The organism is Crateriforma conspicua (genome assembly GCF_007752935.1).
In the GTDB taxonomy this organism is placed as follows: Bacteria; Planctomycetota; Planctomycetia; order Pirellulales; family Pirellulaceae; genus Crateriforma; species Crateriforma conspicua.
The window spans coordinates 2,818,441-2,837,408 of the sequence record NZ_CP036319.1; the positions used below are offsets into that span (position 1 = coordinate 2,818,441).

General features: G+C 60.4%; 15 protein-coding genes. 11 read left to right on the forward strand and 4 right to left on the reverse strand.

Annotation, left to right across the window (positions count from 1 at the left end; all coding sequences use genetic code 11):
* Window positions 1-181 precede the first annotated feature (181 nt).
* Window positions 182-1,354, reverse strand: coding sequence for a DUF1559 domain-containing protein (locus tag Mal65_RS10750; protein WP_145297075.1), 1,173 nt, complete (start codon window positions 1,352-1,354; stop codon window positions 182-184).
* Between the two features lie 372 nt (window positions 1,355-1,726).
* On the opposite strand from Mal65_RS10750, the gene Mal65_RS10755 reads away from it, so the two are divergent.
* The 7 genes from Mal65_RS10755 to Mal65_RS10785 all read left to right on the forward strand — a co-directional run bounded on the left by Mal65_RS10755 (window position 1,727) and on the right by Mal65_RS10785 (window position 9,209).
* A complete protein-coding gene (locus Mal65_RS10755) occupies window positions 1,727-2,848 on the forward strand; it encodes a cysteine desulfurase family protein (RefSeq protein ID WP_145297078.1) in 1,122 nt (373 codons plus the stop codon).
* 184 nt (window positions 2,849-3,032) lie between these two features.
* Window positions 3,033-4,091, forward strand: a complete 1,059-nt coding sequence (locus Mal65_RS10760) for a DUF6655 family protein (RefSeq protein WP_196784752.1) — start codon at window positions 3,033-3,035, stop codon at window positions 4,089-4,091.
* A gap of 104 nt (window positions 4,092-4,195) precedes the next feature.
* On the forward strand, window positions 4,196-5,134 hold the full coding sequence (locus Mal65_RS10765; RefSeq protein ID WP_165701196.1) for a class I SAM-dependent rRNA methyltransferase: 939 nt from the start codon (window positions 4,196-4,198) through the stop codon (window positions 5,132-5,134).
* A gap of 47 nt (window positions 5,135-5,181) precedes the next feature.
* A complete protein-coding gene (larE, locus tag Mal65_RS10770; protein ID WP_145297084.1) occupies window positions 5,182-6,126 on the forward strand; it encodes an ATP-dependent sacrificial sulfur transferase LarE in 945 nt (314 codons plus the stop codon).
* Between the two features lie 108 nt (window positions 6,127-6,234).
* On the forward strand, window positions 6,235-7,854 hold the full coding sequence (locus tag Mal65_RS10775) for a serine/threonine-protein kinase (protein WP_145297086.1): 1,620 nt from the start codon (window positions 6,235-6,237) through the stop codon (window positions 7,852-7,854).
* 561 nt (window positions 7,855-8,415) lie between these two features.
* A complete protein-coding gene (locus tag Mal65_RS10780; RefSeq protein WP_145304837.1) occupies window positions 8,416-8,766 on the forward strand; it encodes a Dabb family protein in 351 nt (116 codons plus the stop codon).
* A 194-nt stretch (window positions 8,767-8,960) separates the two neighbouring features.
* Complete coding sequence (locus tag Mal65_RS10785) at window positions 8,961-9,209, forward strand: hypothetical protein (protein WP_145297089.1); 249 nt, start codon at window positions 8,961-8,963, stop codon at window positions 9,207-9,209.
* 58 nt (window positions 9,210-9,267) lie between these two features.
* Here the strand turns inward: Mal65_RS10785 and Mal65_RS10790 are convergent, their stop codons facing one another.
* A complete protein-coding gene (locus tag Mal65_RS10790) occupies window positions 9,268-9,999 on the reverse strand; it encodes a class I SAM-dependent methyltransferase (RefSeq protein ID WP_145297091.1) in 732 nt (243 codons plus the stop codon).
* A 183-nt stretch (window positions 10,000-10,182) separates the two neighbouring features.
* Here Mal65_RS10790 and Mal65_RS10795 point away from each other — a divergent pair, with 183 nt between their 5' ends.
* The 3 genes from Mal65_RS10795 to Mal65_RS10805 all read left to right on the forward strand — a co-directional run bounded on the left by Mal65_RS10795 (window position 10,183) and on the right by Mal65_RS10805 (window position 14,226).
* Window positions 10,183-11,892: a DUF1549 domain-containing protein gene (locus Mal65_RS10795; protein WP_145297094.1), complete on the forward strand. Its 1,710-nt coding sequence runs from the start codon at window positions 10,183-10,185 to the stop codon at window positions 11,890-11,892.
* Between the two features lie 11 nt (window positions 11,893-11,903).
* Window positions 11,904-13,238 (forward strand): DUF1501 domain-containing protein, encoded by a 1,335-nt coding sequence (locus Mal65_RS10800; protein WP_145297097.1) that lies wholly within the window; start codon window positions 11,904-11,906, stop codon window positions 13,236-13,238.
* 454 nt (window positions 13,239-13,692) lie between these two features.
* Complete coding sequence (locus Mal65_RS10805; RefSeq protein ID WP_145297100.1) at window positions 13,693-14,226, forward strand: hypothetical protein; 534 nt, start codon at window positions 13,693-13,695, stop codon at window positions 14,224-14,226.
* A 107-nt stretch (window positions 14,227-14,333) separates the two neighbouring features.
* Here Mal65_RS10805 and Mal65_RS10810 read toward each other — a convergent pair whose 3' ends face one another.
* Complete coding sequence (locus Mal65_RS10810; RefSeq protein WP_145297103.1) at window positions 14,334-15,662, reverse strand: polysaccharide biosynthesis/export family protein; 1,329 nt, start codon at window positions 15,660-15,662, stop codon at window positions 14,334-14,336.
* Window positions 15,663-15,793: 131 nt separating this feature from the next.
* The gene (locus Mal65_RS10815) at window positions 15,794-16,714 is read right to left on the reverse strand and encodes a hypothetical protein (RefSeq protein WP_145297106.1); all 921 of its coding nucleotides are present in this window, start codon (window positions 16,712-16,714) and stop codon (window positions 15,794-15,796) included.
* Between the two features lie 575 nt (window positions 16,715-17,289).
* Here Mal65_RS10815 and wbaP point away from each other — a divergent pair.
* Window positions 17,290-18,849 carry an undecaprenyl-phosphate galactose phosphotransferase WbaP gene (gene wbaP, locus Mal65_RS10820; protein ID WP_145297109.1) on the forward strand — a complete coding sequence of 520 codons (1,560 nt, stop codon included), beginning with the start codon at window positions 17,290-17,292 and terminating at the stop codon, window positions 18,847-18,849.
* Window positions 18,850-18,968 lie beyond the last annotated feature (119 nt).

Below are 18,968 nucleotides of genomic sequence, written 5' to 3' on the forward strand. Positions count from 1 at the left end.
CGCGGCTAGCGCCTCGCGGCTCACAAAGTCGCCTTTCGCTCCGCCGAAAGTAGCGCCCGCCGAGACGATGCCTTTCCGAAGGTGCTCCCAAATCCGCGGCTAGCGCCGCGCGGCTCACAAAAAATCCCTTTCGGTCGGTGGACCGAAAGGGATCGTCGTTTGTCGGGACAGGCTGCAAACCCTACAGGGCTTGGCCCTTCGGAATGAATTCGTTGAACGGCACGTCGCTGCTTTTGCCACGCGTGGTCATGTAGGCCTGATAGACGCGATAGTCGATGCCCTCGGCGATGAATCGCACGGTGCCATCGGCGAAACCCATTTGGACGCCGTCGACGTGAGCCGATGAGGGACGGGCCAGTTGGGCGGCGCGGATAAGATTTTGAGCGTTGCGAACTTTCGGCATTTCAATGTTGAACTTGTCACCGCTTTGGTCGCCACCGTTGACCTTCAAGATCGAATTGGCACCGTTCAGCGAGATCGCACCCGGGAAATTGGTCGGGTTATCATCCGCGTACCAATACACCATGCCGTTGGTGTATCGGCTGAACGGGTCGTATTCCAAGCTTGCGTTGGTCAGATCGGTTTGGCCCATCAAGCCGGCGCGGTGCCAGGGCATGGCTTGCAGATTTTCGCTGAACAGAACGGTGTTACCCGCACCATCTTTGAAGTCGTCCATGCGGACACGGTCGCCGGTGGCGGAGTTGGTCGCGCCGGCAAATTTGTTGGTGAAGACGCCGTTGGCACGTTCTTGCGAACTGGCGAAGGTCGCCGCCGGGCCGTTGGCATTGGTGTGCGCGACGTTGACGAAGTTGCCTTGCAGGTCTTGGGGGTGGAAACCGTTGTTGCTGATGTAGCTGTTACGGCCGTGGTCGCCCACGATGACGGGACTGCTGGGGCACTGGAAAATCGGCAGGTTCGGGGCCGCGCTGGCGGTGTAACCTTCGCCCGATTCGCCGGTGGACGACGGGTTTTCGGGGCTGCCGGGACCGATGACCGGGTACTTGTCTTCGTTCCACACTTCGTAAATCGGTTGGCCGTCCAGGTAGGGCAGCAAGCCGACCGCCCAGGTGCCGACCTTTTGGTGGGCCGGGCTGACGCCCGCATCCGGATCACTGGGGTTCACACCGCCGGCGAAGTCACCGAACTTCATGCACCAACCGGGCATTTCGCCCTTGTTGTTTTCGTATTGGATCGCGGCGAGAGCCAAGTTTTTGACTTGGTTTCCGCATTGGGCCAGACGGGCGGCTTCACGGGCCGATTGGACGGCGGGCAGCAACAGGCCGGCCAAGACGCCGATGATGGTGATCACCACCAGCAGTTCCACCAGGGTAAATCCGGTGCGTTTAAGGTTCATGGGGGCGCTTCCAGCGAGAGAAGGGGCGAGGAAAGAGGCGAGCGCCGAATCCGGACCTGCCGTATCGTCGAGCTCTGCAAGCATTATCACCGATATCGCCTTTGGGTGCAAATATTGCCCTCGATCAATCCCTTAAGGATTTCTGGCGATTCGTCGATTTGATCGCTCCAAGCTTGATCGAAATGACGACACTGCGGATCATCACGACCTGGGCCGTCAGATCTTGCCGAATCCGGTCAATCCTGACCCACCGACCCATGAATGCGTCTTGTGAAGTAATTAACCTGAGGAACGCATGAAGGTCTCGCAAACATTCGTCATTGGCCGGCCTTTTCCATCTCTGCCGCGCACCTTGCTGATCTGTTCACTGATTTGATTTACCTGGACTTCAACCGGACCACGCCCATCGCGCCGTCGGTTTTGGAAGCGATGCAGCCCTTTTGGGCCGAGCATTTCATGTTGCCGGGCCAGGAGCATCCGCAGGCCCAAGCGGTCGGGGAGGCGGTCGAGCACGCTCGTGAATGTGTCGCGATTTTGGCCGGATGTGATCCGTTTGAGGTCGTTTTCACCAGCGGCGGCACCGAAGCCAATAATTTGGGGGTTTTGGGCGTCGCGGGCGATCACCAAGCGGGACACTTGCTGATCAGCGCGGTGGAACACGACGCCGTGACGATGACCAGCGAAAAGCTGGAACAACGCGGTTGGGACGTCGAAGTGGTGCCCTGTGACGGCAGCGGCTGGGTCGATCCGGACGAGGTTCAAAGTCGAATTCGACCGGGCCAAACGCGACTGGTTTGTGTGCAACTGGCCAACGCGACGACCGGCGTCGTTCAACCGGTCCGCGAAATCGCCGATCGCTGTCACAACCACGGCGTTCCGCTGCACTGCGACGGTGTCCAGGCTTTCGGGAAAATGCCGGTCGACGTCGTCCAATTGCGGGCCGACACGGTTTCCATCTCGGGACATCGGATGTACGGGCCCAAGGGCGTCGGGGCGTTGTATGTCCGCCGTGGGCTGGACCTTTCCCCGATGATGTTCGGCGATCCGCGAGAAATGGGGCTGCGTCCGGGCAGCGAGAATATCCCGTCGCTGATCGGGTTGGGGGCCGCTTCGAATTTGGCCGCCCGATGCTGTGTGGATGCGGCAAACAATTTGTCGGAATTGCGGGATCGGTTCGTCGCGGGGCTGCAGTCGGCGATGCCGGACGCCATGTCGGTGATTGCCGAAGACGCGGAACGGCTGCCCAACACGGTGTCGGTCCAGTTGAATGCCAACGCCAAAGCGGTCCAGCGGATCGCTCGGACACTGGTTATCGCGACCGCACGCAGCGAATCGCCGCCCGACGAGATGACACGGGCTTTGAAAGCCATCGGGTGCAGCGATAGCGAAGTCAACCGGACGCTGAGGATCAGTCTGGGGTGGACGACCAGCCGCGACCAAATCGACCGCGCGGTCGATCTGTTGGCCGAAGCGGCCGACACCTGTGCGGCTTAAAAGGCGGGCAGTTCGGCAGGTGGGCAGGATTACAGGTAAACGGGATGACGGGTGGACGAGATGACACGCGGACGGGGGCAGAGTCTGCGGCCCTGCACAGGTCTTGCTGCGAACCGGCGAATCTTCTATTTCGGACCATACCTTCCTTCCCCAGATTGCATTTCCCGCCCGAATTCGCATTGGCATGTCCACCTTTCGACGACGTCGAACTTGCAACCCTGATCGCCTTGGCGGTCGGCTTGTCTGGTGGATTTGCGGCATCCTGATCGTTGCAACGTTCGGATGCGGCACCACCCGCGATTACCAGGCGACGGAACAACTGGTCCTCAGCGACGCCGTCGACCGCAGCGTATCGACCATCGATTTCCGGCCGCTCAGTGGGCAAAAGGTCTATCTAGACACCAGTTATTTGCGGTCGGTCAAAGGGGCCGATTTCGTCAACGCCGACTATGTCACCAGTTCGCTGCGTCAGCAAATCGTTGCGGCGGGCTGTCTGATGCAAGATTCGGCCAACGAAGCGGACTTGATCATCGAAGCCCGTATCGGGACCCTGGGATCCGACGATCATCGGATGACGTACGGGGTACCGGAAAACAATGTGCTGTCTAGTGCCGCGTCGTTGGTGTCCAGTGCGCCGGCGGTTCCGACATTGCCTGAAATCAGCGTCGCACGACGCGAAGCCCGCGAGGGGGCGGCGAAGATTGCCGCCTTTGCGTACGATCGCAAGACCCGCAAAGCGGTGTGGCAATCTGGAATCCGACAATCATCGGCGACCGCACGAGACACTTGGGTGCTGGGCGTCGGTCCGTTCCAAAGTGGAACGATCCGCGACGACACGAAGCTGGCCGGCAGCAAGCTGATCCGTTTCGGCAGACGTCACCACAAAGGGGCCGGTCCGGAAATGTTTGATCGACCTCCGGTGGACTACACCGCTGAAGTCCGCTTTGACGACGGTTGGCCTGCGTTGGACCCCAATCACAGTGGGGTGGAAATGATTGCCGGCGACGCGTCCAAAGCGGAACCGATCGTGGCCGCGGAAAAAGAGGCGATGGTGAAGATGGTTTCGGCCAAGTCGCCGTCTGAGAAAATGCCTGCCGAAAAAACGCCGTCTGAAAAAACGCCCGCCAAGTCGGCGAAAAAACCGGGCGGCGGCGATCAACCCGAGCCACCGTCGGGGGCTGCCGAACCGACCGTTCGTCCGCGTCGTGGGCAAGTCATCCAGGCCGGACCGACCGGCGGCTGATCCGTTTCGCCGATTCGTTTAGTCTGTTTCTGCGGCGTCGGCGTGACGATCCGGCCCGTGATCCGTCGATAACGCTCGTTTCCCTTTCACCGATCGACAACCCTTTGAATCATCGCGGCGGTCCCTATCAATTGATCGACTTCGGGCGCGGCAGAAAACTCGAGCGTATTGCCGGTCGCTGGCTGAACCGTCCGTCCCCGGCGGCCGAAGGGATCCGTCCGGCCGACCCCGACGTTTGGGCCAACGCCGAATCGGTGTTCGATCCAGATCGTCGCAGGTGGAAGCATCATCGACCGTGGCCTGATGAGTTGCTGGCCGATTGCGGTGGTTTCCAAATGCCCGTGACGCCGACGCCGTTTGGGCACATCGGTCTGTTCCCCGAACAGCAAGACAATTGGCGATGGCTGATGTCGCCAGGAATGCTCCGGTGCAATGAGTTGTCGGAATCAGATGGCCGCGAACACGCGGATGCACCGGAGTCGGCGGGCGATCGTCCGGCCGCGCTGAACCTGTTTGCCTACACCGGCGCGTCGACGATGTCGTTGGCGACCGCCGGGTTTGCGGTGGCCCATGTGGATGCGGCCAAGCCCAACGTGGCGACCGCACGTCGGGCCGCGGTGATCAATGGTTTGACGGATTGGCCGATTCGATACTTGGTCGACGATGCCGCGAAGTTTGCCGCACGTGAAGTCAGGCGTGGGCGTCACTATCACACGATCGTTTTGGACCCGCCGGCGTATGGTCATGCTCCGGGCGGCAAGGCTTGGCGGATCGAACGTGATCTGTGGCCTTTGCTGGATGATTGTTTACAACTGGCCCAGCCTGACGGGCATCGTTTGTTGATCACGGGACATTCACCCCAAGTGGACCAGCATGCGGTGAAGGACTTTTTGATCCGACACGGCTATGACAGTGGCATGATCCGGACGGGAAGGTCACAATTAACGGACCAGCAGGGGCGACGATTGGATGCGGGATTTTTCGTCCGTGTCGATACGCGGGGTGGTTCGCAGGCGTCGGCCGAAAACGCCGAACCGAACTGACGATCAAAACTCGCGTGAACGTCCCACAGCATGACCATCGAAATCAAATGACAGCCCCCACGGACACCATCGATCGCGATACGCGGGTGACTGCGGACGCCTTGGTCCAGCGGATCGGGGATTTGGGGCACGTGATCGTCGCGTTTTCCGGCGGCGTCGACAGCAGCGTGGTGGCCGCCGCGGCGCATCGTTCGGCCGCCGATGCGATCGCCGTTACTGCGGTGTCACCCAGCGTCCCGGCTTGGCAACGCGACTTGGCCGTTCGCATCGCGGCACAGATCGGCATCGATCATCGGTGGGTGGAAACGGGAGAGATCGACGATCCCGATTACGTCCGCAACGACGCCCGGCGTTGTTTTCACTGTAAGACGAACTTGTACGACTCGTTGGGCCACATCCGCCGTGTGATGGCACCCCAGGGTGGTGCGACGATTTTGTCGGGGACCAATGCGGACGACTTGGGCGATTACCGACCGGGCATCCAAGCGGGCCGGGACCACGACATTGTCACACCGCTGGCCGACCTGGGGATCGGCAAGGCGATGGTGCGTCAGGTTGCCAATCATTTCGGGCTGGAAAACGCTGATTTGCCCGCTTCGCCGTGCTTGGCTAGCCGGCTGGCCTACGGTGTGTCGGTGACGCCCGAACGTTTGGCGATGGTGGAATCGGCCGAAGATTGGTTGCGCCGGCAAGGGTTTTCCGACCTAAGGGTTCGACTGCACCCCGGTGGCCTGGCTCGCGTGGAGGTTCCGAGGCCAGAATTGCCCCGCTTGGCCGGTACCGAATTGGCGGATGAAATGTCGAAAAAGCTAGTCCAAATCGGTTTTCAGTTTGTCACGGTCGAACCGACAGGGCTGCGCAGCGGTAATCTGAACCAGGCGTTGGTTCAGATCCCCGCGCCTGATTCGGCCGGCTCACCCGACGCGGCCCGATCACCCGACGCGGCCAACGCATCCGTTTCCGCGTCGACGCGGCCGCCGGCGTCCACCTAGCCATCGGTCGCGAATTCGCCTTCCCGTTGATCGCATGCCGTTCCGACACGGCCCGCCATTCGCCGCCCCGCTCTCGCTGCTCGTTCCGTCCTAGTCGAAGAAGTCTTCATGAATCCCGCCGACGATCCCACGGAAGATCAGGGCAGCCACCCGGAACCAATGGAAACCCCCAGCGATCTGTCGCCGACCGACCCGGATCAAACGCAAGCGGGGCCACGTGTGACGTCGGCTGAACCATCCAAGTCATCGGCCAGTCTGGTCGGATGCCGGTTGGGCGAATACCAGGTGCTTCGCAAACTGGGGCGAGGCGGCATGGCCGATGTGTACGCCGCGAAACAGCTCAGTCTGAATCGCGACGTGGCGTTGAAAGTGCTGCGAAAACAGTTCGCGATGGACGAAGCGTACGTCAAACGCTTTCGCCGGGAAGCCACCGCGGCGGCCAAGTTGAATCATCCCAACATCGTCGGTGTGTATGACGTCAAACAGGTGGAGGACCAGTACTTCATCGCACAGGAATTGATCGACGGTGCGAACTTGCGGGAGCACTTGGATCGGCGTGGGCCATTGGACGCCGACGAGGGCGTTCGCGTCTTGATGGCCGTGGGCCAGGCTTTGGAAGTGGCGGCCGAAGCGGGGATCACGCACCGCGACATCAAGCCCGAAAACATCATGCATTCGTCGCGGGGTGAAATCAAAGTCGCCGATTTCGGGCTGGCACGTCTGGGCCCCGAGCCGGGACGCAGCCATGCGGAACTGACCCAGGCCGGGCTGACCCTGGGCACGCCGCGTTACATGAGCCCCGAACAGATCCAGGGGCGACAGGTCGATTCCCGCAGCGACCTGTATTCGCTGGGCGTGACGATGTACCACTTGCTGACCGGGCGACCGCCGTTCGAAGCGGAAGATCCGTTGGCGCTGGCCGTGATGCACTTGCATGAAACGCCGCCGCCGATCGACAAGGCCCGCGGCAGCGACGACTTGCCGCCTTGGCTGGTGACCGTGATCGGACGGCTGATCAGCAAGATGCCCGAGGACCGGTTCCAGTCGGCGTCGGAAATGCTGGACGTGATCCGCAGCGAAACCGGCGAAGGATCCGGCGGCTGGTCCGGTGGGGCGGTCGCCGCGACGACTCGGCTGCAGCGTGCGTCGGCGCTGGCCCGCCGCCGACAGCGACGCCGGATGTTGCGAATCGCCGCTTGTGTGGGGCTGCCCTTGATCGCCGCCGTGGCCGGCATCGCAATGGCGGCGCGAAGCCCGCGGCCGGACGTGGCGACTCTGCTGAGCCCGACCGAGGTCGTCCAAGCGGAATCGGTCGAAGCACAGTGGATCGAAGCGGTCCGCCGCAGCGACGCCGCCGGATGGAAAGCAGTGATGGAGTATTTCCCGCCGGAACTGAATGCGACCAACCAGGAATATGCCAACCGCGCGCGGATCCAGTTGGGCCGATACTTGATCGAACAAAAACAGTATCGCGAAGCCGACCGGGTGTTGGACCAGATGCTGGCGGACCCCAGTTTGCGTGGGATTTATCAAGTGACCGCATTGATTTTGCGGTCGCAAGTCGCCAAAGCGCGCGGCGACAGCACCAGTCTGGCCACGCTGCGTCAACGGCTGACCAACCAGATCAGCAAGCTGAAATCCAGCAACCCTCAACAGGCCTCCATCTTGGGGGACGTGTTCAGCGATCGCGAGATGATGGAGATCGGCGTCACCCTGGACGAGACCTAAGGTTCGACCAAAGTCGCCTCTCGCGAAGCGAAAAGTAGCGTTAGTGATCCAAGTGATTCCTTTTCCGTGCTGCTAATCGAACACATTTCGGGATCACGTTTCTCTTTCGCGGCGAAATTTAGGCACTGTTTATCAATTCAACACGAAGGCCAAGGAAGACGGTAACCCGACGCGTCAGCGAAGGATTCTTGATGAATGAATAACTTCGGCCCCTCGCTGACGCTTCGGGTTACCAATTGATAAACAGTGCCTTGTTAATCCTCTTACGCTGCATTCGCGGAGCGAAACGCGACGATTTTCAAAGCGTGGGCCGAAACGGGCCCCAGTGCAGATCCGGGGCGGCGATTCGACGGCGATGTGGCGAAATGCCCGCCCAGAATCATCCGCTGCTCGTGGCGTTTGGCGGCGATTAGAATGCGATAGAATCGTTTCGATGTCACGGGAACGATTTTCCCGCCTTCCGCCCACCCCACCGAAAATTCAAGTTTCCACACCATGAACACCAACCTTCGTCGTCGATGCACCGCTCTGACCGCGTTGGCTTTGTTGGCCGTTGCCGGCATGATGACCGCCGACGCCGAACCGGGATCAGAGAAAATGGAAAAAGGCACGCTGCGTCACGTCGTGATGTTCAAATTCAAGGATTCCAGCAGCGACAGTGACGTCCAAAGCGTCGTCGACGCCTTTCGTGCCTTGCCCAAGCGGATCCCCGAAATCGCGGACTTTGAATACGGCACCAACAACAGCCCCGAAGGCTTGAACGAGGGCCTGACGCACTGCTTCCTGGTCAGCTTCAAAAGCGAAGAAGATCGGGAAAAGTACCTGCCGCACCCCGCCCACAAGGAATTCGTCGGCGTGCTGAAGCCGCATTTGGACAAGGTCGTCGTGATCGACTATTGGGCCGACAAATAGCCGCCGGGTCGGTACGAACCTGGTCGACGTTGACCGACCGGTGCATTCGCGACAATCGTCACCGTCGGTCGCCAAAAACGTTGCCGTTTTGACCGCTGTCGGATGCGAAATTCGGCCGGCGCTTGATTATTCTTGATGGCGTTGCTGCTCCCGCCGTGCCGTCGCATCGTCCGATTCTTCTCGTCGAATCATCCATGATCTACTTCATCTTCTGGACCATCCTGATCGTCGCCATCGCCGCTTCGGTGCCGGTCGTCAATGCGATCGAGAACAAAAAACGGCGTGAGGCCCTGGGCCCGGTGGCCGAAGAAGAACCGGTCGCCGAGGAAGAGGTGTTCGAAGCGGAAGCCGACGAAATGGACGAACCGGCGGAGTTCGGTGAACCGGTCGGCGAAGAAGCCGTGGCGGACGACTTTTCCGCCTTTGACGAAGAATTCAAGTAAGGCGAATTTCAGTCAGACGATTCGTACCAGGACGAGTGCGTTCGGGCCCGCGACGTTGTCACGCTTGCGGCCGCGGGCGGCGAGGGAACGCCGGCGGCTGACCCAGCCAATCCGGGTGATGCCCGTCACGCACCGCCAGCAAGACCGCTTTGCCATGGGCATGTTCCGGCCCGTGTGTGTAATCCCACTCGATGCGTTCGGCGTACTGCAAGATCCGCAGACCCGATTCCGGCCGCACCGCCCACTGGGCCAATTGGTTCGGGCGAAAATAATTCACCACGGCCGACGCCGTCTCGCTGACCGGGCGGGAACTGTCGCACCCCGGCGGTTGATCGCATCCCGGGTCCTCGGTCGTGTGGACTTCGGCGTACAAAAATCCGTCGCCGCGAAGTGATCCACAGATCCGATCCCACACGACCTGGGCATCCGCGGCGGGAATGTGATCCAGCATCGTGGTGGCGACGACGCCCGCCAGCGTCCCGGTCGGAAAATCGACGTCGCGAACATCGCTGCAGATCACGTTGACGTTCTCGTGACATCCGTCGGTCGCCGATCGCTCGGCGATTCGATCCAAGCCACGCTGGCTGATGTCGATTGCGGTGACATGAAAGCCTGATTTTGCCAACGCGATCGTGTCGCGACCGGCACCGGCGGCCAAGTCGTACACGTCGCCTTCGCCGCCGACTTGGTTCAAATAGGCCGACAGCATCGCCGAAGCCGTCATGCCGTACGCGACGTCGTCGCGGTCATAGGCTTCGTAAAACGGATCGGTCGATGATGGGGAAGTCATGCGTGGTCGTCGTCAAATGGTCGGAATCGGCAAAGGGTATCCGCCAAAGCATAGCGTGCCGTCGACCCCGCCATCGATCGACCGATTTTGCAAGCCGAGAAGAATTTCACCAAGATAGAGTGCAACGGAACGAATCGGCGTTCGCAACCATCACGCATCTCCTTTCATCCACGGTCGACGATCATGCCCACGATCCGGCACACCTCCGCCGTCGCACTACGCTGGATGTGGTTGACCGCGGTCCTGTTCCTGGCCGCGCTGTATCTGTTGTCGGGCCTGACCGTACCGCCGTCGCCCGTTGCGACCGAACCAAAAAATGTTTCCCCGGCATCGCTGATGCCATCGGCCTCGTCGCCGGACCCACTGGCGGGATTGCCCGCCGATCTTCGCGACGTCGTGCTGCGGCTGAACCAGGCTCGCGCGACTCGTTTGGCTGACTTGGATTTGGAATCGGCCGGCGTTGCGGACTGGACCACGATTTGCCGACGCCTGTCACTGTCGCTGGTCGGAACCGGCATGTCGATGCAGGAGATCCGCCAATTACAGTCGTTGCCCGAATCGGAGCGGACGGCACGTCATCTGCGCAATCTTTTGTCCAGCACGCGACACCATGATTATTGGGCGGAGCGTTACACACGGTTTTTGGTCGGCGCCGAAGAGGGACCTTTCTTGGTGTTCCGCCGTCGTCGCTTTCGGCATTGGCTGGCCGACCAGTTTGCATCCAACCGCCGCTACGACGGCATCGTCCGCGATTTGATCACCGCCGAAGGTCTGTGGACCGACCGGCCGGAAGTCAACTTTTACACCGTGACCTACGACAGTGGGGATGATGGTCCCGATCCGATCCGCTTGGCCGCGCGGACGTCGCGTGTGTTCCTGGGATTGCGAATCGATTGTTTGCAGTGTCACGACGATTTTTTGGGAAACGTTTCGTTGGGGGACGCGGATGACTTGCGATTCGGCACCCAGCAAGACTTTCATCAACTGGCCGCGTTCTTCACCGCCGCACGCTCCAACGGGCTGCAAGGTGTTCGCAACGGTCCGGTCGATTACCAGTACAAGTACTTGGACAGCGAACAAGAAGAAAGCGTCCCGGCGGCGGTGCCGTTTGGCGAAGCCTGGATGCCGGAATCGGGAAACCCGCGACGGCGTTTGGCAACTTGGTTGACGTCACCGGAAAACCGACAAGCGGCTCGTTCGGCGGTCAGTCATGTGTGGGCGTTGTTAATCGGTCGCGCTCGTGGGGAAAGCGTCGACAATCTGCCGCTGGACGAACCGATGGATGCGGAAACAAAAATCTTGGTCGATGACTTCATCGCCAACGGTTTCGATCTTCGTCGGCTGATCGCGGCGATCGTGATGTCGGACGAATTTCGCGTCGACAGTCGAGCGGGATTTCACGTGACCGCGCGTCACGATGCGGCCGGTGCCGTCTTTCCGCTCGTTCGACTGCGTCCCGAACAGATTGCCGGCAGCGTCATTCAAAGCTCGCGGGTTCACACGATTGATCGCGACAGTTCCTTCCTTGTCCAATTGCAAAAGTTTGGCGGAACGAACGACTTTTTGAAACGTTACGGCGATCGTGGCGAAGACGAATTCGCCGCCGACGCCACGACGATCAGCCAGCGTTTGGTGATGCTGAACGGAAAGCTGGTGGACGAATCGGTCGACTACAACCCCGTGCTTAATGCGTCCGCCCACGTGTTGATGTTCAGCGGTGATGACGACGAAATCGTCCGCAATGCTTACTGGTGTGTCTTGAACCGGCCGCCCGACCAGGAAGAGAGCGATCACTTTGTCGCGCGGCTGGACGCCACAGATTATCGACGTGGCGCGATCGAAGATTTGTTTTGGACGCTGCTCAATAGCAGCGAATTTGCTTGGAACCACTGACGGATCACCCGATGTTCAATCGCTTTTGCCGACCCGAATTGCATTGCCACCGCCGCACGTTGCTGGGGGCGGGTTTGCTGGGAGCCGGATTCAGCGGGGCTTCGATGTTGACGCCGATCGCTCGTGCATTGGCGGCGGCCGAAGCATCGGGGCGGATCGATCCGTCGCGCCCGCGCAGCGTCATTTTGCTGTGGATGGAAGGCGGCCCCAGCCAACTGGAAACGTTCGATCCACATCCGGGGACCTCGTACGGCGGCGATGTGGGGGCAATCAAAACCACGGCCAAGGGAATCCAGATTTCCGACTTGCTGCCGCAAACCGCCACGCAAATGCACTTGGCATCGTTGGTCCGCAGCGTGGTGGGCAATGAAGGCGAACACCACCGCGCGATTTATCAAGTCAAAACCGGCTATCGTCCCGACCCGACGCTGACCCACCCGTCGATCGGCGCGATTCTGTGCGAACATGATTCCCAAGCGTTCGACTTGCCACGGCACGTTTGCATCCTGCCCGGCAATTCGCCAGGCCGCGGGGGATACTTGGGCGGAAAATTCGACGCCTTCAAAGTCAACGATCCTGCCGGGCCGGTGACCGATGTCCAGCGGCGGGTCGATCCCGAACGGTACGATGCCCGCATCGGCGATTTGATGGATGTGGTGGAAAAGAATTTTGCCCGCGGACGTTTGGCCGATTTGGAAACCGCGCGTACGTTGCACCGTGGGTCCACCGACGCGGCGTTACAGATGATGTCCAGCGAGCAATTGACCGCTTTTGATGTGACACAAGAAAGTGCATCGGAGCTGGAGGCCTTTGGCGACACGCCGTTCGGACGTGGTTGTTTGGCGGCCACACGTTTGATCGAAACCGGCGTGCGTTGCGTGGAAGTGAACTTGGGCGGATGGGATTCACACGTCACCAATCACACGTTGCAGTCATCCGCCTGTGAAACGTTGGATCCCGCCTTGGCGTCGCTGCTGCGTCGATTGGAACAACGAGACCTGTTGTCGACGACGTTGGTCGTATGCGCCGGTGAATTCGGCCGGACGCCTCGGATCAATCCGGCCGAGGGACGGGATCACTGGCCCCACGGATTCAGCGTTCTGATGGCCGGCGCGGGCATTCGCCGCGGATTTGTGTACGGCGCGACGGCAAGCGAACCCAAGTTGGATCCGGCGCATCCCAAACGCGACATCAGCGATCCGGTTACGGTCGGAGATCTGCATGCCACGATTTTGCACGTCTTGGGAATTGATCCCGCCGAGGAATTGATCACGCCGATCGGACGACCGCTGGCACGCAGCGAAGGTCAGCCGATCAAGCCTTTGTTGGATTCCAAGGTCGGTTAGATCGCCCTGGTGCACACTTGCATCGCCGTTCCATTCCCACCCCTAACGTCAGCGGCAAGGCGCTAGCCGTCGGTATCCCCCTCACTAAATCAGCGGCAAGGCGCTAGCCGCCGGTCACCCGCTCCTAACGTTAGCGGCAAGGCGCTAGCCGCCGGTTTCCTCTGCATGAAGTGAGCGGCAAGGCGCTAGCCGCCGGTATCCCGCGCAAGGCACCAGCCGCCGGTGGCTGCTCCATCGATCGCCGGCCACCCCCTTGCAGCTCACACCATCCTGACGCAGCTTTCATCAATCCAAATTCGCCTAATCGATCCAACGTCGATTGTCCAGCAATTCGATTCTTCCTTGACGTGGGCCTGGTCAGTTACTAACTGTAGATTTCAGGACTCGCGGTTGTTCCCCACCGACCGTTGTCTCCGCTTCACCACCATGATCCAGTGAAGAGGATTGAATATCGATGAATCCTGATACTCCGAAACCACGCTCGGCGATCGAACGTTTCTTCAGCGGTCTCAGCGAGTGCGTTTTCCATTCGGACTTGGGGATCGCCGACGTGCAACTGGTCGATTACGTCAGCGATTTGCTATTTCGTTTCGTGCGGATGGAAAACTTGCATCGCGTTCGCAAGTCCAACGGCGAACCTGCGACCGAAGTTTTTCAGATGATGGGCGAAGCGGACAAACGCATCGGCGTTGCCCGCCGTGATGTCCATCGTCACATCGGCGACTTCACGCTGTTCTGGTCGGGCATGTATCCCGAACGGTTGCGTAAGATCCAAGGACGCGGCACCGCAGACGGCTATTTGGATTACTGTCGACAGGGCAAGCTGGCTTACGCGATCGCTTCGGAGATCGAAGCCGATGATGACCGGCCGTCCTGCGAATTGTTGGCTCTGCTTAGCGAACAATTCGAACTGTGTGCGTACGGGCTTCGCGAAATTCGCCGTGAATGGGAACAGGCCGAACCCGGCGACGGTTTGGTCTTGGGCTAAAGCCCGCGTTTCCGAACCAGCGTGCAGGCCGGCGCAAAACAACAGCGGCCAAGCCTACGAATCGAAGGCTTGGCCGCGTGGCGTTTTTCTGTTCGGATCCCGTCGGATCAGTCGGCGTCGCGAATCATCAAGCCGACGACCGCACTTGGGATGTAGTTCAGCGTGCTGTTCAGCGTCGCCGATCCAGGCTTGAAGTACAGCATGACGACATCGTCGGGCAGGATTCGAATCCGTTCCTTTTTGTCCTTCATTGCCCGGTCCAAGTCGACGCGAATCGTGATCTGGCGGTTGTCGGGCAAGTCACGCAGGATCAGCACGCGGGTCGGTTCACGCATGTAGCTGACGCCGGCACCGGCCAGCACTCCGCCGTCGCGACCCAGGGGGCCGCCCGCCGAACCGGTGGCCATCGCAATTGCTTCGATCACATCGATGTCACGATCTCGCGGCAGCGGGATGCGTGCACCGGGCAGCATGCCGCCGGTCGTGAAGTATTCGTTGCGACGCGGCACGAACAATACATCGCCTTCGTCCAGTTTGATGTCTTGTTCGGTGAACGGAATCGGCTGGTCCGGACAGCCGACCAACGGGATCCGCACGACGCCCGATTCGGGGCCCAACGTGTCGACCATCGATTGCAATTGTTCAATGTTCATGAACCGATAGTCGATCGTGGGGCTGCGACGAATCACGTACAGTTCGCGTTCGGCGTCGGTCCCGGGCAATCCGCCGGTGGCGGCCAACGCGTGCAGGACATCGCTTTCGTACACCGGCAAGTCGATCACTTCACCGCTGCCGCGGTGCACTTCGTCGACGGCTTGGGGCGACGCCAACGCGACGGGCGTGGCCGGGGTGTCTTCACGAAGCACGACGACACGTTTGACCCGCGGCGTGATCAGACCGACCGAAACCCGTTCGCGACCCGCGGCGATCATGTCGGCTTCGCGGTAGGTCTTGCGGATCTTGTCGGTGGCTTGCGTCAGTGAAAGCCCTTGAACGTTGACGCGATCGATCAGCGGCAAATCGACTTCGCCGTTGATGTCGACGGTCACGGGCAAGCCGGTCGTCGGGCCGACCACGGTGCCGCGTGGCGGATAGTACCGCTGGTTCACCGCCTGGGCACGGTTTTGTACCGGAGTGTCATCTTCGCCCGGCGGGAACACGCCAAAGACATAAACGCCCAGAACGTCGCCGGGACCGATCAAGTGCTCCATCGGCTTTTCTTGGCCCAACGCCGCGTAGGGCAGCGGTGCCAAGTCGTCCCGTGGGCAATCGAACAGGTTCGGGTCCAAGCGGTGGGCGGGAATGGCATGCCGGGCCGACGATACCAAGTGACATCCCGTGTTGGCGATGGCAAGCAGTCCCAGCGTCGCGGTGACACACACACGCCCCATGCGCTTCGTGACGGCGGACAGCCAAGTTTGTTTGGATAGGGGCATGACCGAATCCTTTCGGAACAGATGGAACAACGTGAACGGTGGTGGTCAGACCATCGCGTGCCGCAATCCTTGGACGCGACGGTCTGAATAAGAATCGGGCAATCGCGTCATGGCGACACGCCCGCCAAAGGTCAATGAGTGCGTGCCTGTTGCTGTTGACGCAGGGCTTCCAACAACTTTTCTGATGTCGGGGCCGCCGGTTTGGCCGTGGACGTGAATCCGACGGTCTTGATCTTCAGCTGGACATTGGGGCGATACAACGCTTCGTCGAATTCCGCCGGTGCCGCGGGAATGATCTCTGCACCCCGGCCGAAATCCGAATCTTCGTCGTCGGAAACGTCCAGTTGCGGTTCGTCTTCTTCCACCGCATCGGCCACCGCGTCGACGTCGGACTCCGGTGCATCTTCTTGCACGTCTGGCTCGGAATCCTCTTCGGCGGCGTCGTCCGTCGCGACCGGTTCGTCTTCCACGTCATCCATGGGCATTGGGACGATCATCCCGTCGGTCAACGAATGAGCGGTTCCGATCGGCACATCGCTGATGACTTCGATCATGTGACCGTTGCCATCGGCGACCGGGATGTCCAGCGATGGACAACCGCACGCACCGGAGGTCGGACGGCAGGGCTGTTCGCATCGTGGGAATTCGCACTCGCAAGATTCCCACACCTTCAAGTAGTGCGTGTCCGGGCACCGCGACGCCGCCGCGGCACCGTCTTGCCAGCCGCTGTAATAGGCGTGGCGTCGGTTATCGCAGTCCTCCAGGATCTGTTTGGGATCCCAGTACCGAGCCGGCGCGATCGATGGCGGACAGCCATCTCCGCCGGTCAGCGTGTCATAGTAGCCGTCGATCCATCCGGACCGATAATCGTGCGGATAGCATTCACCGCAAGGATTGCCACAGTGCTTGTACGCGGCCCGGGCGCGGTGCATTTGTGTCTGTTCGTACTTCCAGTCGACCAAAGATGCGCAACCGGTCGTCAGCAGGGCGCAGGACACCAACGGCGCGATCAGCCATCGTGCCCAGCGCGGGCGTGTTCGTGAATCCTTCACGGTGGAAACTCCTTCCAGGAAATTTTCGCCTTCACCTCGGTCGATCGGACCGTGGCGGGCGAATCCCACTGACGGAGTGCCACAAGAAGTCGAAGTCATTCGACCGGGTCGCGAAACATCCACACAGCCCGCACGACCCGACGCGGGAGGGATTCGCGATCCGCCGGCCGGATTTGATTACGCCGATCGTGCGTTTCGTGACGGCTTGCCAGACGACGCATACGTCCGAGCCTGTCAAACGGGACGTGCTTCGGCTGCGATTTCACCGCCTCCGCTTCGCTTAACGAGCGTGCCGCCGGATCAAGACTCTCCGCGGCCAGACGACCGGCCTGCCAGACTCAAACCCCGAGCGATCCAGAAGTGTCCGCCGGGACAGTTGGCGGCTCCCCCCTGCGGGGCTATGCTGATTTCCGGTATTGCGGGCCTGAATCCCACACAACGCGAATAGTAGGGATCAACCGCAACCCCGCTTCGCTGATTGTTCGAATCTTCGTTTTACTTTCAATCGATTCGACTATTCTTACTTCCGATCTGCGGGGCAAGCGTTCACTGCCGTACACCATTGACTGTTTTCCATGCCCTCGACCGACCTGCAAGAATCGAAACGACTGCCCGTGGGCGTCGTGTCGACCGAAGCCATCGAGCAGCTTGCGCCGGTGTTGCCCGAGCCATCGGGGAAAGAACGCAACCGCAAACGAAGACCGCGTGGGGTTGCTAGCGGCGTCGGACAAGTGGTTCTGACCTCAATCCCGCTAATTTGCGGTGACCTGCTGGTGGTGCTCGGGTCTTTCTACGGTGCCATTTTGGTCAGCGCCGCCTTGCTGGGTTATGCACCGCACACGAATTTCTTTTTCCAAGGACTGGCTGTCGGCGTTTCGTTCCTGGGCATCGGCTTGCTGATGGGCCTGTACCCGGCCACCGGCGTCAGTCCCGTGTTCGAACTTCGCCAACTGGTGCTCAGCGGTTTTTTCGCCTTCAGCTTGATGCTGGCCACCAACGCCATGGTCGCCGTGCTCAGTCCCATCGAATTATTGGTCGGCATCATCGGCGGGATCGTCGCCATGCTATTGCTGCCGGTCGTACGAGCATCGGTGCGGCATATGGTGGCCGACCGAGGGTGGTGGGGTGAACGCGTCGTCATTATCGGTGCAGGCGTTCAAGGCCAAGCGATCTATAAGTTTTACCAACGCGCGTCCCAACGCGGGCTCCGACCGGTCGGGCTGGTTGATCGTTGGCACGATGCCCAGCCGTTGTCGCCGCCCTTGGACGCCGATCGTTTTCGTTACTTGGGCAGCATTGATCGTCTGAATCGAATCGTGCCCCGGCACGGTGTCCGCTGGGGGATTTTGGCACCAGGCGGTTGCGATGGCATGGACGTGTCGGGCGTCATGCGATTTTGTGGTGACCTGCCGCATCTGATCGTGCTGCCGTCGCAATTGATGATCCCCAGTCTTTGGGCCAGCCCGCGTGAATGCGCCGGTGTGATGGGGGTCCATGTCACCGATCACTTGCAAAGCCCGGTCAATGCCACGGTCAAACGAGCCGTGGACTTCTTCGGTTCGCTGTTCGGTTTGCTGGCCGCCTCACCGATGTTCATTCTGGCAATCGCCTGGACCAAGTGGAAATCGCCTGGCCCGGCGTTTTATGGGCATACACGCATCGGCCGCGACGGAAAGAAATTCAAGGCCTGGAAGTTTCGTACCATGGTGCCCGACGCCGATTCGGTGTTGGAAGACTACCTGGAACGGCATCCCGAAATGCGTCGAGAATGGATCGAAGACCAAAAGCTGAAGAACGATCCACGGATCATACCCGGCATCGGCCACTTCCTTCGCAAGACCAGCTTGGACGAGATTCCGCAGCTGTGGAACGTCTTGACGGGTGAGATGAGTCTGGTGGGGCCACGCCCGATCGTTCAATCGGAAGTGCAGCGTTATCGGGAAATGTTCCCCTATTACTTGCGTGTGCGTCCCGGCATCACGGGCCTTTGGCAAGTCAGCGGCCGGAACGACACCAGCTATGACCAACGCGTGCAACTGGACAGTTACTACGTCTGCAACTGGTCACCCTGGCTGGACACCTACATCCTCCTCCGCACCATCCGCACGATGGCCATGCGCGAAGGAGCGTATTGATTTTGCGCAACGAGATTGACCGGTGCACTTCCGGTTAACGGTTTTTCGACGACCTTTCAGAGACGCAATCGCATGCTTTGCTCACAACGGAACTTCCTGATTGTGGGCCGTCAGATTCG